The organism is Pseudomonas migulae, from assembly GCF_024169315.1.
In the GTDB taxonomy this organism is placed as follows: domain Bacteria; phylum Pseudomonadota; class Gammaproteobacteria; order Pseudomonadales; family Pseudomonadaceae; genus Aquipseudomonas; species Aquipseudomonas migulae_B.
The window spans coordinates 6,439,979-6,457,907 of record NZ_JALJWR010000001.1 but is presented as its reverse complement, the minus strand read 5'-3'; the positions used below and the strand labels follow the sequence as shown (position 1 = coordinate 6,457,907).

At 60.6% G+C, this 17,929-nt stretch carries 8 protein-coding genes; 3 read left to right on the top strand and 5 right to left on the bottom strand.

Features of this window, described 5'->3' with window-relative positions; all coding sequences use genetic code 11:
- Positions 1-11: 11 nt before the first annotated feature.
- Positions 12-833 (bottom strand): polyphosphate kinase 2, encoded by an 822-nt coding sequence (gene ppk2, locus J2Y86_RS29765; protein ID WP_253439829.1) that lies wholly within the window; start codon positions 831-833, stop codon positions 12-14.
- A gap of 184 nt (positions 834-1,017) precedes the next feature.
- On the opposite strand from ppk2, the gene J2Y86_RS29760 reads away from it, so the two are divergent.
- Entirely contained in the window at positions 1,018-2,292 is a 1,275-nt protein-coding gene (locus J2Y86_RS29760; protein WP_253439826.1) for a flavohemoglobin expression-modulating QEGLA motif protein, read from the top strand.
- Positions 2,293-2,372: 80 nt separating this feature from the next.
- Positions 2,373-2,828 (top strand): VOC family protein, encoded by a 456-nt coding sequence (locus J2Y86_RS29755; protein ID WP_253439822.1) that lies wholly within the window; start codon positions 2,373-2,375, stop codon positions 2,826-2,828.
- Positions 2,829-2,925: 97 nt separating this feature from the next.
- Here J2Y86_RS29755 and J2Y86_RS29750 read toward each other — a convergent pair whose 3' ends face one another.
- The 4 genes from J2Y86_RS29750 to J2Y86_RS29735 all read right to left on the bottom strand — a co-directional run bounded on the left by J2Y86_RS29750 (position 2,926) and on the right by J2Y86_RS29735 (position 15,517).
- Complete coding sequence (locus J2Y86_RS29750) at positions 2,926-3,291, bottom strand: hypothetical protein (protein ID WP_253439819.1); 366 nt, start codon at positions 3,289-3,291, stop codon at positions 2,926-2,928.
- A gap of 55 nt (positions 3,292-3,346) precedes the next feature.
- Positions 3,347-3,820: a GNAT family N-acetyltransferase gene (locus J2Y86_RS29745; protein WP_253440504.1), complete on the bottom strand. Its 474-nt coding sequence runs from the start codon at positions 3,818-3,820 to the stop codon at positions 3,347-3,349.
- Positions 3,821-4,379: 559 nt separating this feature from the next.
- Complete coding sequence (locus J2Y86_RS29740) at positions 4,380-4,529, bottom strand: hypothetical protein (RefSeq protein WP_253439816.1); 150 nt, start codon at positions 4,527-4,529, stop codon at positions 4,380-4,382.
- A 155-nt stretch (positions 4,530-4,684) separates the two neighbouring features.
- The gene (locus tag J2Y86_RS29735; protein WP_253439813.1) at positions 4,685-15,517 is read right to left on the bottom strand and encodes a peroxidase family protein; all 10,833 of its coding nucleotides are present in this window, start codon (positions 15,515-15,517) and stop codon (positions 4,685-4,687) included.
- 675 nt (positions 15,518-16,192) lie between these two features.
- On the opposite strand from J2Y86_RS29735, the gene J2Y86_RS29730 reads away from it, so the two are divergent.
- Positions 16,193-17,929 (top strand): type I secretion system permease/ATPase, encoded by a 1,737-nt coding sequence (locus J2Y86_RS29730; RefSeq protein ID WP_253439810.1) that lies wholly within the window; start codon positions 16,193-16,195, stop codon positions 17,927-17,929.

Sequence of the window (17,929 nt, the reverse complement as noted above, 5' to 3'; positions counted from 1 at the left end):
AGACGCGCCCGTCAGAATTTTTCGGGAACCCGCCGGTGCGGATAATCCGGATCGCGATAGCCGCCTGGTTTTTGTCGTTTGGGCAATACCACCTCCTCGCGGGGCACTTCCTTGTACGGGATACGGCCGAGTAAATCGGTGATGATGTTCAGGCGGGCTTTTCGCTTGTCGTTCGAGTTGGCGACCAGCCATGGAGCATGTTCAGTGTCAGTGGCCTTGAACATGTCATCACGGGCGCGTGAATAGTCATACCAGCGGCTGTAGGACTTGAGGTCCATCGAGGTCAGCTTCCAGATTTTGCGTCCGTCCTTGATGCGTGCTTCTAGCCGGCGGGTCTGCTCCTCTTCGCTGACTTCCAGCCAGTATTTGAGCAGGATCACGCCCGAGTCGACGATTGCACGCTCCACGAGCGGCGTCGTCTTCAGGAACGCGGCAACCTGCTCTTTGGTGCAGAAGCCCATCACCCGCTCGACGCCCGCCCGGTTGTACCAACTGCGATCGAAGATCACCACTTCGCCGGCCGCCGGCATGTAGGGCAGATAACGTTGCAGGTACATCTGACTTTTTTCTCGTTCACTCGGCGCCGTCAGCGCCACCACCCGAAAGACACGGGGGCTGACGCGTTCGGTGAGCGCCTTGATCGTCCCGCCCTTGCCGGCGCCATCGCGCCCTTCGAAGACGATACAAACCTTGATGCCCTTGGCTTTTACCCACTCCTGCAACTTGACCAGCTCGACATGCAGGTCGCGCAGTTGATCCAGGTATTCCTTGTTTTTGAGTTTCGGGCGTTCAGCAGGTTGACTCTTAAGGTCTTTCTTCTTGTCCTTTGCCATGACCAATACCTGTCGCTGATGGGTAGACACCCGGACGGCAAGAGCCGGCGCGTCGCGTGCGGTGACGTGTGCGCTCGATCAGGGTTCGCAGAGAAAAGCTTAGTTCAGACTAGACCGCTTACAGCGCAATGCATTGGCGACGACTAAGCTTTTGGGTTGAACCTTGCCGTCCAAGGAGAGTGCTGTGATCAGCGCACCTTTGTCCGAACTCGATGCCGCCCTACCCGGCCTGACCCGCAAGATCCGCGTACTGGATGCCCTGGCCTGGCCGGATGGGGTCGAGGAAGCATTTCTCACCCGTTGGCGCGCCGGGCATGCCGAACTGCCCCGGGTCGAACTGCGCCCGCGCGACCACAGCGCCGACATTGCCGCCCTGGAAGCCTATTCCGACCGCTGCGATGAGGGCCATCCGGCCGGGAACCATCTCGCCATGACCGCCCGCAGCTATGCCACGGCCGGGCGCATGCTGGGCGCCATTGGCACAGCGGACTTCACTCGGTATTCGTCAGCGCTTTACCGGCGCCCGGACTTCTTTTACCCCAGCCAGAATCTGAGCATGCTGGACGCGGCCCGATTTTTCCTCGCGACCACCGATGCGCTTCTGGGCGGCGCCCGCATTCCACCGAGCCCGGCGGAGATCCCGGCCGAGGCCTTCGCTGCCTGGATGCAGCCGGAACTCGACCGTTTCTTCGGCGACGGCCGGATCACGGTGGTGCTCGATCCGACCCTGGCCGCCAAGGCTATCGCCGGGGCCAGTCGCATTCGCCTGCGTGCCAGCGCGCTGTTCTCGGAACTCGATAAAAACCAGCTGTTGCAGCACGAAGCCTTCGTGCATGTCGCCACCGCGCAAAACGGCGCACTCCAGCCCAATCTGAAAAGTCTGGGCCTGGGCGCGCCCCGCACGACTCAGACTCAGGAAGGCATCGCCACCCTGGCCGAACTGTTCACCGGCAGCATGGACATCAACCGCCTGCGCCGCCTCGCCTTGCGCGTGCTCGCGGTCCAACAGGCGCTGGATGGCGCCGATTTCATTCAGGTGTTCGAAGGTTTTCTCGCGGCCGGTCAGTCGCAAGAGGAATCCTTCCGCTCGACCCAGCGAATTTTTCGTGGTGCGGACCTGCGTGGCGGTTCGGCGTTCACCAAGGATGCCGCCTACCTGACCGGTTTGCTCGGCGTGCATACCCTGCTGCGCATCGCGATCCGCGACAATCGGCCGGAACTGGTGGGCCATCTGTTCGCCGGGCGCCTCAGCCTGGGCGATACCGTTCGCCTGGCCCCGCTCTTCGAGTCCGGCTGGCTCCAGGGACCGACACATGTCCCGGCCTGGGCCTCCGACCTGCGCCTGCTCGCCGCCAACCTGGCTTTCTCTGCGTTTATTTCCCGGATCAAGCTGGATGTACTCGATCTGGAAGTGCTCATGGCCTTCGCCGACGAGCATGAAGCCGATGCCAGTGCTTAGTCTGTTTTTGAAACGGTGATGCCATCGAATTCCGAGAGTGCGTTAGTTACCATGGACGCCGGTCAGGAAGGAGGCATGCAATGGAGTTGAAGTTCAGTCACGTCGATGTGCTGGTCGAGAATCTCGAAGAAGCCTGTGATTACTATGCGCAGATACTGAACGCCAGAATCTCGAAGACGCTCGTCTGGGAGCGAGGTGGCCTGCACGTGCGCTACGCGATCGCGTTGATCGGTCAAGAGCGTTTCATGTTGGTACAGCCGTTGGCGGGGAACCTGAGAGAGCTGTTGGACTCTTCGGGCGAAGGAATGATTTACCGCCACTGCTACTCGACGCCGGACATCGAAAAGGCCTATGACGAATTGATAGCCTCCGGTGTTCAGCCAGAAGATGAAAACGGAAAACCTTTGGCCCGCGCGAACCTGCAATCCCCGTCCGGGGCACGCATCATCTGGCTGCCCAAGCGCTTCGGGCACTTCTCTATCGAGATCCTCGAAGCCGAGGCGCTGGAGGCATTTATCGAGGCTGCGTTTGCCTGAGCACGTTCACGCTCGTTTCAGTGCTCATAAAACAAAAAGGGACGGATTATTATTCAGCAATAAATCTGTCCCTTCTCTCCGAAAAGATCCTGAACCGCTACGGGACAAGCTCGACGTAGCTCGACTCCCCACCTCCAGTCGCGCCCGACAACCAGCCCCATACGAAGGTCAGAGTGGTACGCCCTGCGTGATCAACGCCTACCGTGCCACGAGACCAACCGGCAAGCATCTCACCCTCCGTCGTCAGGCATTGAAATAGAAGCTCAATGGTATCGGGGCCCGTCACGCGCCCGACTTGCTGACCGATGCGAATCCGGCCCCCCTGGTAAGTGCCCGAAATGGCATTTTCCTCGACGTGGTAATGAAATACGGTGCCTGCACCGGATAATCCGTGGGTGTTATCAGCTACCGTAAATCGGCGATTGTTCAAACGCTCGTTGATTTGAGAAAACGGGATATCCATAAATGTCGCGTCCTTTTAGTCGAGGTGTTCCATTCCAGTCTCCGATTATCCCAAGTCATTTCGACAGGAAATCACCGGCAAAAACTGACTTCGCATGAGTAGCAAAATCATCGTGTATCGGCTGGAAACCGCAGCGAAGATAAAATGCGGCTCCCTCTGGTGTATCCGTAGACAGACGCACGACACGGAATCGTTGAGCCGCCTGTTCCAAAAGATGCTGCACCAGGGTTTTCCCCACATTCTGCCCCCTTGATGCACGCGCGACGTATACCCTTCGTAGCCTGCCGATGTCCGGCCCGGCATGGGGATCATATGAAAGACCACCGATGGCAATCAGTTGCCCGTCGCGGAAGGCTCCAAAAAGACATTCGCCTGGTTGATCGAATCGATTGGTCCCGCTTTTCCAATCGGCAACCAGACGCGTGAGAAACCTGAAACCTTCTGCAACTCCCTCCGCTTCCAGTACCTGGATCTCCGGAGGAAGCGCTGAGATCTGACGTATCGTCAGATCGCCCGTAGACGTAACCACTCGATATCCCCGTGCTTGTTTTGGCACGCTGCCTGACTCATCCGCGCGCCCCTCAATGCAATGCTATCCAAACCACCAAGACCATCGTGGCGCTGGACCGTGTGAAGGTCGGGCTTGAGGTACCGAGCGTATCGGGGTAAGTACTGGATCAAGAGCATCTTTCCAGAACCATACCAACTTAAAGCGCCTGCGATATCTCCCCCACGATCAGAAAAAATCCCCATTAACGGGCTGTATTACCCGCATCCCGTGTCAACTTTCATTCGCCAGGAAATCATATTGCACCGCCAGCGAGGCGTTATAGGCTGTTGAACTTTTTGGCATAGAGAATGCTGTGCATTCAATAGCGTATTACTTGAAAGCGGGCAAAACAGCTTTCCCGGGGCACTCCCGATGGATGCGACCGCTGCCTTGCTAAAACACCTGCGCCGCAGTTCAGCCGCGCATTGCCAGCCCTTCCGAGGAGTGACCTTCATGCGAACTCAGCCGCTAGTCCTCACATTGCTACTTATGCTTCTTATCTTTTGGCTAGGGGTAGCCTGGAGTCTTTTCATCTTCTTCAGTAATTAAGCGTTGTTTCTGTTGCGCACAGGATGAAGTCCAGGTCGAAGACCGGAATAACCCCGGAAGCAGTGGCGCGAGCGAAACAAACAGGCTGCTCATGACTCAGGTAGCCGAAGTCTTCAAGACTGAGTTCCCCCTTTTCCATTCCCCTTCCCGCGCCCCGACATACCGACTTGCACGGTTGTTTCACGCCTTGTCATCCGAACTTACAGCCCGGCTCTTTTTTTAAATAAAAAGAAAGGGAGGGCATTCCTGCCCTCCCCTGTTTCCACGCTTTTTTTGACAGTACTGATCAGGACCTCAAGTGGCGAGAATGAAGTCTGTCGCCGTGACGGTTGTTGCATCGGCTACACCGACCAGGCGGATGGAGTCAGCTCCAGCGAAGCTGACCAGGGTATCCGCACCGACATCGGCGATGGTGACGTTGCCGGCAAAGGTCGCAGCCGTGATGTTGAACGCGGAGATATCGAGCCGGTCCTGGCCTCCTCCCGCGATGGCATCGAAGCCGATGATCTGATCGGCCCCGAAGCCCGCTGCGAACATGAAGATATCGTTGCCACTGCTGGCAACCATCATGTCGTCGCCGGCACCGCCCGTGACCGTATCGTTGCCGTTACCGCCATCGATGAAGTCATTACCGATGCCACCGAGCAAGGTGTCGTTAGCGTCACCACCGAGCAACGTGTCGTTGCCATCGCCGCCCTGGAGCAGATCGCTGCCGGTACCGCCATCCAGGCTGTCATTACCCAGCCCGCCGAGCAGCGTGTCGTTGCCTGCCCCGCCATTCAGTGCATCCGCCCCGTCACCGCCGTCGAGGCTATCATCGCCATTGCCGCCATTGAGGGTATCTGTACCAATGCCACCGAACAGTTGGTCGTTACCGGCGTCGCCATTCAGTGTGTCGTTGCCGCCGTTGCCGGTGAGGATGTCGTTGCCGCCGCCACCATTGAGGGTGTCATTCCCCACCCCGACGGTGATGACGTTGTTCAGCCCGTTGCCGTTGCCGGCGAAGTTGCCGACGCCGGTGTAGGTCAGGTTCTCGACATTACCGCCCAGCGTGTAGCCGGCCAGCGAAGTCTGCACGGTGTCCGTACCGCCACCTGCCACCTCGACCACCACGTCTGCGGCTGCATCGACAATGTAGGTATCGTTGCCGGCGCCCCCCACCATCCGGTCAACACCCGCACCACCATCGAGGAGGTCGTTACCCACCCCGCCGGTGAGGGTGTTGGCCAGTGCGTTGCCGTTACCGGTGAAGTTACCGGCGCCGGTGTAGGTCAGGTTCTCGACGTTGGCACCGAGCTGGTAGCTCGTGAGGCTGGTTTGCACCAGATCGGTACCGCCGCCCAGCGCCTCGGTGACAAGGTCACCGACGTTGTCGACCACGAACGTGTCGTTGCCGGCCCCGCCGTTCATGGCATCCGCGCCGAGCCCGCCGTTAAGGGTGTCGTTGCCGTCCTCGCCATTGAGGACGTCGTTGTCGTCTCCGCCGTTGAGGATGTCGTTGCCTGTGCCACCAAACAACTGGTCGAGACCGGCCAGGCCATTCAGCGTATCGGCACCACCCAGGCCAAGCAGCACATCGTTACCGCCGCCACCGGTGAGGGTGTTCGCCTGTGCGTTACCCTGCAGCACCACGCCACTCAGTACCGCAACCGCCGCGGTCGCCGCCGAGGTCAATGACTCCAGGGTGCCGAAGCCATCGGTGTAGCGCACGATCACCCGCAATTGCAGGTTGCCCTGCGCCGCACCAGGGGTGAAGGTCGCGGCCGTCGCGCCGTTGATGTCGGTGAAGGAAGTACCGACACCTTGCTGCCATTGGTAGCTGAAAGTACCCAGCCCGTCCGCATCGACAATCCCGCCGGTCAGCGCCGTCAGTACCTGCCCTTGATCCGGTGTCGTATCGCTGATCAGCAACGCGCCTGTCGGTGCGTCGTTGACGTTTTCCACCGGCCCCAGGATGTTGGACGAAACGCTTTCGGCCACACCGAAGTTATCCACGTAACCGATCACCACGCGCACTTCCTTGTCGACCTGAGCCTGACCAAGTGCGAACGTGCTGCCGGTAGCGCCGGCGATGTTGACGAAGCCAAGCCCGTCGTTCGCCTGCCACTGGTAGGTGAACTGCGGATTGCTGCTCAGGCCATCGGCGTCGATGATGCTCGACGGGTCAGCGGTCAACACCTGGTTCTGCACGGCAAGCCCGGTAACGGTCGCACCTTCGGTCGGTGTACTGTTCCCGGACGACTCGACGATCTCCAGCGTGCCCTTGGCATCCTGGTACACCGCCCGGACGCGGATGTTCAGACCCGCCTCATCGGGCCCCACCAGGAAGGTGGGGCCAGTCGCCCGCATTGCCTCGCCAGCGGCGATTAAGGTGATGTCGTCATAGACCCCCGTACCGGGAATGGTTTCGACCTGCCAGTAGTAAGCCATCCCGCCGGTCACCGCACCGGTCGGATTGGCCGCGCTCTGGTTGTCCGCGTCATGTACTGCCGAACCACTGACGCGCAGCAACTGGCCGGCGACAGGCGTCTCTTCACGCTCGCCGGTGGCCGCATCGAGGATGGCCAGGTGACCCGATGGGTCGTTGTTTTGCGCGGTGCCCACTCCGGACGATACCGCCACGTCAGCGAACTGCAGACGCTCGATGCCCGTCAGGCGATCGACGCCATCACGACCTGCCACCGAGTCGGTCACAATGACCGTGTCGCCATCGATTTCGATGCCGTATTCCCCCAACGTACCGGAGAACAGCGCCGTGTCGAAGCTGTCATTGCCGGTCAGGATCTCCCGCACAATGACCAACTGGCCCGGGTTGTAAGTACCGTTCAGCATGAACGGCACCAGTGGCTCCATGCTGTCGAACGTGGCGATTTCCGCGCCAGTGCCATCAGCGTTCGCCCGTACGCTGATGCGTACGTTCAGCCACTTGTCACCGTCGATGATGTCGTCACCACCGCGACCTTCGATCAGGTCGCTGCCGCTACCGCCAAGGATGATGTTGCCGCCATCGAAGAACGTCGCGCCGTCGGGCAGTAGATCCGCCAGGCCGTCGATCAGGTCAATGTTGGTCAGCACACTGCCGGTTGCACCCGCACCGGGCAGTGACGTGGCATCTTCGTTGTCACCGCGCAGGAAGTCACCGTGGGACGAACCCGACAGACCTTCCATGATGTCGAAGCGCACCAGCGCCGAAGCCCCCGAACCCGGTACCGGCGGAACATCGAAAAAGCGGTCCGTGAAATCGATGCTCACGCCCTGGGCGAGGCCCTTGAAGGTTGCCCAGTCAAAGCCGGAGCCGCCGATATAACGGTCGCCCAGGCCGAGACTGCCGACCATGATGTCGTCGCCGCCTTCGCCGTTGAACTTATCGTTCTCGTTACCGCCGATGAACACATCGTGGCCGATGACAGGGTCGTTGCCGAGCGGGTCGAAGTTGTCGCCAGGTGCACCGTCCGAAGTGCCCTTTTCGATCCAGTCGTTGCCTTCGTTACCCATGTCCTGTTCGTTGGCCTTGCTGCCCAGGATGAAGTCGTTGCCCTGGCCACCAATGGCTTCGGACGCATCCTCCCCGGTCACGATGAAGTCATTGCCGAACCCGCCGATGATCAGGTTGACGCCGTTGCCACCGTGCAGCACGTCGTTGCCGTCGCCACCCTGGATGTTATCGTCGCCGCCCTTGTCGGTGATGATGTCGTCGCCGGCGCCACCGCGCAGTTGGTCGTTGCCGTCACCGCCTTCGATGCGATCGTTGCCACCGTCGCCCCAGACCGTGTCATCACCTTCACTCGCAATGAGGATGTCTGCGCCGTTGGTACCGCCCAGCACGATGTGCTGATCACCTGTGTACCGGATGTAGTTCGTGTCCGGCCCGGCGGTCAGCGGGTTGTCGCGGAACACCACCTGCTCGCCGTTCTCGCCAAGCGGATCGGCGCTGCCCAGGCCATCGTTGTACTGCTTGGTCTGGTCCCTTTCCAGATAGAACCCTGGGTCCGAGAACACCAGGCCCGGCAAGTGCGTTGCCGAGGTGTTGGCCATGATCAGCTTGGCGAACGAGTTGCTTTCCAGCTCGGCATTCATCGACAGGCCGGCGGTACGTTCCAGGTAGTAGAAGCGGTCGCCGTCCTGCAGTTTTTCCAGCTGGTTCTCGAACACGAAGTTGAAGGTTGAGCCGAGCATGCCGCCGAACGGCGTTTTCGCTTCCGCCAGGCCGCCAATCCACAGGTCAATGGCATCGACCCCCGTGATCGTCACACCCTTCAGATCGTCGGCAGTTCCCAGCACTCCATCCTTGCCGGCACGCGTGACGTTGGTCCAGTCACCGGTGCCGTTAAGGAAGTCCAGGCGATCAGCCGGCGCCCCTGTCCCACCAAATACCAGGGCCATGGCTGCAGCGCGTTTGTCTTCCAGGGTGGTCGCCGCCGTGATCGACTCATGGGTGCCATAGGCCGCGATGAAGTTGATCAACGACTCCGGATGTTTCAGGTGCTGCACCAGGTCGACCCAGCTGGTGTAAGGCTTGAGTTGGGTATCGCCGGTCTGGCTGTAGATGTCGCGGCGGATCGCGTTGAGTGAGGGAATCCCCACGTCGCGGCCACGGGCGATGTTGATCGCCGGCAGGTCGAGCGGCAGGCCGAGCAGGTTGTTGCGCAGCGCCTCGGTGACGAACTCGTCGATTTCGTTACCGGCTTGCCGAGTGATCCCCCGCACGATCGCACTGGTTGCATCCTCGGGTGTCACGCCACTGGCGGCATACGCCAACGGGTTGAGGAACGCCGCGATCAGGCCGAGTTGCTGATCAGGATCAGCACTGTTCGGATCGCCGACCACGTTGAAATCGACGTCGAAGCGATCGACGGTCTCGGTCAGCATCGAGTGGCCAAACCGGTACACGGTGTGGGCGAACTCGGCGACGATCGAGGCATCGAGGTCAACGTCATAGACCTGGGTCGGTGCGAAGAACAGGTCGACGTTAGGCTGGATGGTCCGGGCAAACTCCTCGAACACCAGATGCTGATACTGCATCTCGGTGCCGAACTTGGCAGCCTGGAACAGGCGCTCGCCATTCCACACCAGCGCATCGATCTCCGCCTGGTTGGCTGGCAACGCGCTCACTGGAGTGAGCAGCCACTCGTTCAGGAAAGCCACGTCACCCGAATCGAGCACGGTGTCTTTGGTTTGCGCGACCAGCCGATTGTGCTCGGAGTGGAAGATCGCATGCACCGCGGTCAGGCCAATGTTCTCGTTGACCCGGCCGTCGCCAGCGATGTAGTGCGCATCCAGCAACTCGTTGTCGTAGGCCAGGTTGGCCCCGGTCTGCGGATTGAACGGCACGGCGTTGCCAACATCGGAATCCGCGTCAGGTACGAGCACACCACCACTGAACACCGGCGCTGCATTGTGGGCAATGTCGGCGAGGAACTGGTGACCGGTGCGCACAGCATTGGTCAGGCTGATGGGGGAAAGCGGATTGCCTTCGACAAGCACGTCATCCGCCGTGCCGCCAAGACCGTCGGCGCCCTTCATCACGACCATCGGGAAGCCGTTCGGCCCCTTGATGAAATTGCCATAGGCATCGGTCGCCAACAGCGGCGCGTTATCGACGTCGGCATCGGTCAGGTGGATCCCCAGAATGTCGTTGGCTTGCGCCTTGACCACTTTCCAGGTCGCCATGCCACCGATTTCGCTGTCGTCTCCGGTACCAAACTTGCCGTCCGCCCCCAGGTCACGGTTAGTGATCAGCCTGCCCGTCGCGATGGGGCCATCGTCGGTCAGCAGATAACTGCGCAGGAACACCTGGTGCGAGGGGTGCGAGCTGTAGGTCTGGTTCTGGTCCACGAACGGCGAGGTGGTGTTGGTGTGTTCATGGATATCGTCGGCCGTGCCGAGAACGCCATCCGCTCCTGGCAGGTTGGTCGCGCGGGTGAGCACCATGAAGTTGGAGTGACCGCCAGGCACATACAGCGGATCATCCGGTTGCAGCGGGATGTAGATGGTGCCTGAACCGCCTTTGGTCACCAGGTCCAGACCGTGATCGAAGAACTGTCCGAAGAAAGTCATCCAGGAGTTGAACGGCGCGGACAACCCCGCATCGGGCGCGGTGTTCTCGAACAGATACACATCGTGGTCGTCGGCAGTACCGAACTGACCATCCATGCCGGGGCTGGCAACTATCCGTACGCCATCCTTGAGCACGTCGTCGTTACCGCTACCCACTACGCCATAGTTGAGCACACCGTCCGCGCCCGCGTCGTAAGCCGTGGCATAAGCCGCCGGGTTGTTCGACGTCTGGTCGACGATCAGATTACTGATGGTGCGCGGCTGCGAGTCAAACACGTTGCCGCTGGTCTGCTGATAAGACGATCCCGGGGTGGCCGGCGAACCGGGGCCAAAGAACCCCGCAGGCGCACCTTCCGCCGGATTGAAGACCGGATCGGACACGCGCGGGAAGACGTTATCGGCGGCACCAAACTCGGTGTTGTTGATGCCATTGAGGTTCATCAGGTTGTTGTTTGAGCCATCGACCGCACGCAGGCCCAACGGCGCGCGGATATTCGGGATCAGCGAGAGAATGTCCTGACCGGCCGCGTCAGCTTCGGCAATCTTGATCTGATCAAGGATGAAGTTGAGGTCGGTGCGGACCATGTGCAGGCCCTCGCCGCCCTCGGTGGCATCGACTATCGGTGTCTGCGCCGTCGGCACAACCGGCACGCCGGGTTCCACCACGGCAGTCGGCTGCGAGTAGAGCACTTCAGTCGTGCCGTGACCATCCTGGTAGATCGCCTTGACCCGCAGTGCCAGCCCGGCCAGATCCGGGGAGACCTTGAAGGTGGTGCCGTCGGCGCTCTGGAATGCCAGGTCACCGGCAGGCAGCAGGATGATGTCTTCGAACACGCCGGTGCCGGGGTCGGCTTCGAACTGCCAATAGTAGGACACCGAGGCGTTATTGATAAAACCTTGCAGATTACCCACCGCGATGTTGTTCGCATCGCGCACCCCGGCCACGCTCACCGTCAGCGTGTCGCCCACAGTGATTGCGCCGCCGTTTCCATCCGTGACGGTCGGCCTGCCCGTCGGTTGTGCATTCCCCGTCACCAGCACTTGCTGGGCATCGGAGAACTGCAGTCGTTCGATATGCAGCAAGGTATCGGTACCGTCACGACCCACTTCGGTATCGGTCACGGTCCAGACATCGTCCGTCACATCGGTCGTGCCACGGGTGTCACGCGTCACCACATACTCGGACTGGAGCCCGGAGAAAATCGCGGTGTCAAAAGCCGCCCCACCCGTCGAGGTGCCGGGCAGGATTTCCCGCACGGCCTTGAGCTGACCCGGGTTATAGGTGCCGTCGAGCATGAACGGGATCATATCGACCATGCTGTCGAAGGTGGCGATTTCAGGGCCGGTATGGTTGACGTCGCCGGCGTCATACACCGCAATCCTGACGTTGAGCCATTTGTCGCCATCGATCAGATCATCACCGCCGCGCCCCTCGATCAGGTCACTGCCATTGCCACCCAGGATGATGTTGCCCGTGGCAAAGCCGGTGGTGGGCAAACCGGCATCGGCCAGAAACTGCTCCAGTCCGCGGATCAACGCCACATTGGTCAGCGCACTGCCCGTGGTGCCACCGTGATTGATGATTGTGTCCGCATCAACATTATCGCCCTTGAGCACATCGCCGAATTGCGAACCGGACAAGCCTTCGACCTCGGCAAAACGGTCGAGGATCGAGGCCGGCGACGCGCCGACCGGATTGAACGGCCCGTTGTTCTGGTTTGGCGCGTTGCCGTGTGGCTGCGCCAGCGCGGCCATGGTCAGGTCAACGGTCACGCCGATCCTGTCATTTTTGTGGGTTACCCAGTCGAAACCGGACATGCCGTCCATATTGTCCTGAGCATCGCTGCCGACAAAGATGTCATCGCCACCCTCGCCGATCATTTCGTCGAAGCCACCACCACCGATGAAGATGTCGTTGCCGATCACATCGTCATTGAGCAACGGTGAGGCGTTATCGCCAGGCGCGCCGTCCTGGGTGCCCTTCTCGATCCAGTCATCGCCTTCGTTGCCGGTAGCTGGCAGGTTGGTCTTGGCGCCGAGGATGAAATCGTCACCCTGGCCGCCGAAGGTGGTGCTGATGTCTTCAGTAGTGATGATGAAGTCCTGGCCATCGCCCCCCAGGATCAGGTTGCCTCCAACCAGCATGCTACCGGCGACGATCACGTCGTTACCGGCATTGCCTTCCAGACGGTTGTCACCGAACGAGTCGGTGATGATGTCATCGCCCGCGCCGCCAAGGACCGCATCGTTCCCGGCGCCCCCTTCGAGGCGATCGTTGCCGCCGTCACCGTAAACGGTGTCATCGCCCTCACCGGAGAGGATAATGTCATTGCCGGCGGTGCCGCCGAGGACGACATGATCTTCACCGGTGTAATGCAGATAATTGCCGTCCGGACCCACGGTGTCGGGATTGTCGCGAATCACCAGTGACACGATTTCCACACCGTTGATCATGAGGCCGCCCGTTGGATCGTCGCGACCGCCCACGCCCAGGCCAGTGTACTGATTGGCCTGATTCACCTCGAGGGTGAACGTCGGCGTCTGGAACACGGTGTTCGACAGGTGGGTGACATCGGTGTTGAGCATGATCAGCTTGGCGAAGGAGTTGTTCTCAAGCTCCGTGCCGAAGTTCAGGCCCGCCGTACGCGACAGGTAGTAGAAGCGGTCGCCGTCCTGCAAGGCCTCCATCTGGGTCTCAAACACGAAGTTGAAAGACGAGCCAAGCATCCCGCCGAATGGCATCTTCTCTTCGGCGAGGCCACCGACCCAGAAGTCGATGTCGTCGACACCGCTGATGGTTACACCCGTCAGGTCGTCTGCGGTGCCCATCACCCCATCCCTGCCGGCCGTCGTGACGTTTGCCCAGTCACCGCTGCTATTGAGGAAGTCCAGGCGGTCAGCCGGCGCACCGGTACCACCGAATACCAGCGCAAGAGCAGCATCGCGTTTGCCTGCCAGCGTGGTCGCCGACGTAATCGTGTCATGCGTACCATAAGCCGCGATGAAGTTGACCAACGACTCGGGGTGTTTGAGGCTATCCGCCCAGTCAGCCCAACTGATGTACGGCTTGAGTTGGCTGTCACCGGTTGATTGGTAAAACTCGCGGCGCGCTTCATTCAACGTGGGGATGCCAGTGTCGCGGCCACGCGCCAGGTTCAGGGCTGGCAAATCGAGGGGCAGACCGAGCAGGTTGTTGCGCAACGCTTCGGTAACGAACTCGTCGATCTCGTTGCCGAGCTGGCGGGTCACACCGCGAATGATCGCCCCTGCCGCTTCGTCCGCAGTAGCGCCGCTGCCGGCGAAGGCCAGCGGGTTGAGGAAGGCCGCGATCAGACCGAGCTGCGAGTCAGGGTTGTTCGGGTCCGTGAGGAGCGGATTGAACTCGGGGTCGAAGCGATCGACCGTCTCGGTCAACATCGAGTGACCGAAGCGATACACCACGTGGGCGAACTCGGCGAGGATGGCCGGGTTGATCGAGGTGTCATAGCCGTTAGGGGCAAGGAATGCGTCGACCTGCGGCTGAACAGTCCGCGCGAACTCCTCGAACACCAGGTGCTGATACTGCATCTCGGTGCCGAACTTGGCGGCCTGGAACAGCCGTTCGCCGTCCCACACCAATGCTGCGATTTCGGCGGGTGCAGTCGGTATCGCGGCCACATCGTCCGCCAGCCACTCATTGAGGAACGCCAGATCGCCAGAGGCAAGGATGGTTTCCTTGGATTGCTGGACCAGGCGATTGTGCTCGGAATGGAACACATGGTGCACGGCGGTCAGGCCGATGTTTTCGTTCGCCCGGCCATCGCCGGCAATGTAGTGAGCGTCGAGCAGTTCGTTGTCGTAGGTCAGGTTGTTGCCGCCCGCGCCCACTGGCTGGGTATTGCCGATATCGGTGTCAGTATCCGCCTGCAGAGCCCCGCCGATAACGACCGGCGCGGCATTGTGGGCGATGTCGTCGAGGAAGCCATGCCCGGTGCTCACGGCGCTGGCCAGACTGATCGGAGCATCCCGGTTGCCTTCGACCAGTTGCGTGACGTCATCAGCCGTGCCGGCAATACCGTCATCGCCGTTACTGATGCGTATCACCACCTGCGGCATACCGTTCGGGCCCCGGATGAAGTTGCCGTACGCATCGGTGGCCAGCAGCGGCACGTTGTGCACATCGGCGTCGGTCAGGTCGATGCCAAGAATGTCACGGGCCTGGGCCTTGACCACTGCCCAGGTCGCCATGCCGCCATTTTCCGCGCCGCCATCATCGGCAGTGCCGAACTTGCCATCGACGCCCAGATCGCGGTTGGTAATCAGGCGCCCCGTTGCAACAGGGTCACCTGCCGCGTTGAGGACGTACTCGCGGAGAAACACCTGATGCGAGGGGTGCGAGCTGTAAGTCTGGCTCTGGTCCACGAACGGTGAGGTGGTGTTGGGCTGGCCATCATCGGCAGTGCCGACAATTCCGTCCGCGCCGGCTGTACGCACTGCCCGTGGCAGCACCATGAAGTTGGTCGGACTGCCCGGCACGAACAACGGATCGTCCGGCTGCAACGGAATAAACACAAAGTCGGTAGTGCTCTTGCTGAGCAGGTCGAGGCCGTGATCGAAGAACTGGCCAAAGAAGGTCATCCACGAGTTGAAGCCGGCGGTCAGGCCGGCGTCCGCCGACTGGTTGGGAATGAAGAACACTTGCGTGTCGTCATCCGTGCCGAAGACACCGTCGGGACCTGGGCTGATGACCGGGTCGGCACCGCCGTTCGCCGCAACCGCGGCCGGGTTGTTGGCGGTCTGATCAACGATCAGGTTACTGATAATCCGTGGCTGCGGGTCGATCACCGTCCCTGTCCCGGTGTATGACGCCAGAAACGAGGGATCCAGCAGGCGCGGGAAGGCATTGTCCGCAGCGCCGAATTCACTTTGCCCGGCGACCAGGTTGTTGTAGCTGCCATCGACGGTACGCAGGCCGAATGGCACCTGACTGTTGGGTAGCAAATCACTGAGGCTGGCGCCGTCGGCATGCGCTTCTGCGATAAAAATCTGCTTGAGAATGAACTCCAGGTCGGACTTGTTGAAATTGGCCATTTTGCTTGCCCTCGATCTCTTTGGGGAAGGACGCGGGACGATAGGAATCCGCCCACGCCCAGTCAGGTGCTGGCTTGCGCAGTGTGTTGGTTCTTTTTATTGGCGAGCGCTGACGCGGGAAGTCAAAGCCGTTAAACGGCCCCCGGGATGCGCGCCTGAAATTCACAAAAGAATGGCTCGCTGTGCGATCAGGCAGAGCGAACCCGAGCCCTGGGCGGGCCATGGAACCATGCAGTCAAGGCGAACTCCCTGAACAACCCCTTCCCTCTGCCGAAGAACGAAATGATCGACATGGTGTGCTCCCGCGGGAAAATCTCTGCGCCTCGCGCTGCCAAAGAGTTGACAGGTTTCAGGCGGACGTTGCCGTCAATGAGTAAGACTTAAGGTGCATAGCAAATAATTGTCAATTTTACGACGCACAAACCAGACGATCGGCCATTGACCCCACAACCGACTGTTTTTATTAGACTTATAGAAAGTTCGACGCACCATTAGAGCGAAATGTTATTTCAGATTGTTTCATCGCCACCTACGCTGCTGGCTATGGGAGCAACGCAGAAATTGACAGGAGATTCGCCCTAGAGCGAACCCCGGTCTATCGACGGCTACCTGCGAATTACACGCGTTAGCTGTTGCGCCGCAAGGGCTAACGGCTTTTCGAGAGGGGTCAGCCAAATGTACAGACAATCGAGTACTCGATCCGAACTGACCGATGCACTCTTTCGCCTTCGTCGCAGTTTTTACTCCCTGGCAGGTTTCAGCGGCGTGATCAACGTCATGATGTTGACGCCAGCTGTTTATATGCTGCAGGTTTATGATCGCGCCCTGGTCAGTCGAAACGTCACAACGTTGACGATGCTGACGTTTCTGGTGATAGGCCTGTTCCTGCTGATGGCCACGCTGGAAATGTTCCGCACCCGTGTGATGATCCGGGTCGGCAACTGCCTGGACATGGACCTCAATCGACGCATTTTCACCGCGGCATTCGAGCGCAACCTGAGCCGCGCCGGTGGTAATCCGGCCCAGGCCCTTCAGGACCTCGCGCAGGTGCGTCAATTTCTTACCGGCAATGGCCTGTTCGCTTTCTTCGATGCGCCATGGACCCCGATCTACCTGCTGGTCGCCTATCTGATCCACCCGCTGCTCGGGTTGATCACGCTGATCGGCTCACTGATTCTGATGGGCCTGGCCTACCTCACCGAGAAGGCGACGCAAAAACCGCTGGCCGAAGCCAATCAGGCCGCCCTCTCCTCCGCCAGCTACGCCAACAACAACCTGCGCAACGCCGAGGTCATCGAGGCCATGGGCATGCTGCCGTCAATCGGCAAGCGCTGGTACCAAAGCCATTTGCGCATTCTGGAAATGCAGACCCTGGCTTCCGACCGTGCCGCCCTGATCAGCAGCACCGGGCGCTTCGTGCGTATCACGTTGCAGTCGCTGATCCTCGGCGCCGGCGCGCTGCTGGCGATCGAAGGCAAGATCACCCCCGGGATGATGATTGCTTGCTCGATCCTCACCGGCCGCGCATTGGGTCCGGTGGAACAGGTCATCGCGTCGTGGAAGCAACTGCTTGGCTGCCGCTCGGCCTGGGGCCGGCTGAACGAAATGCTCAACGACTATCCGCGCCGACCACCGAGCATGTCGCTGCAACGGCCTCTGGGCATGCTGGCGGTAGAGAATGTGTATGCCGGCGCCCCCGGCACCAGCAACACGATTCTGCGCGGGGTGAGCTTCAACCTTTCCCCCGGCGAAAGCCTTGGCATCATCGGTCCGTCCGCCTCGGGCAAATCCACCCTCGCCCGCCTGATGGTCGGCGTCTGGCCGGCACAGGCCGGCAAGGTGCGCCTGGACGGCGCGGACATCTTCACCTGGAACAAGGGCGAACTCGGCCCCTGGCTCGGTTACCTGCCACAGGACGTGGAACTGTTCGAGGGCACCATCGCCGACAACATTGCGCGCTTTGGCGAAGTGGACAGCGACGCCGTCATCCGCGCCGCCAGGACGACGGGAGTGCACGAGATGATCCTGCGTTTCCCGCAGGGTTACGAGACCCGTCTGGGCACCGATGGCAGCCCGCTTTCCGGTGGCCAGAAGCAACGCATCGCCCTGGCCCGCGCACTGTATGGAGACCCCAATCTGATTGTGCTGGATGAGCCGAACGCCAACCTCGACGACGTCGGTGAAAAGGCCTTGGTCGATGCGCTGGCCCAACTCAAAAACCGCGGCGCCACCGTCATTCTGATTTCCCACCGTCCCAATGTGCTCTGCGCCGTCGACAAGGTGCTGATGCTGCGAGACGGCGGCGTGCAGATGCTCGGCACTCGCGACGAAGTATTCGCAGCGCTGCGCAAGGCCAGTGTGATGCCTGCAGGCGCTTCAACTCCGCTGGCCTCCGTCAAAGCACGGGAGTGA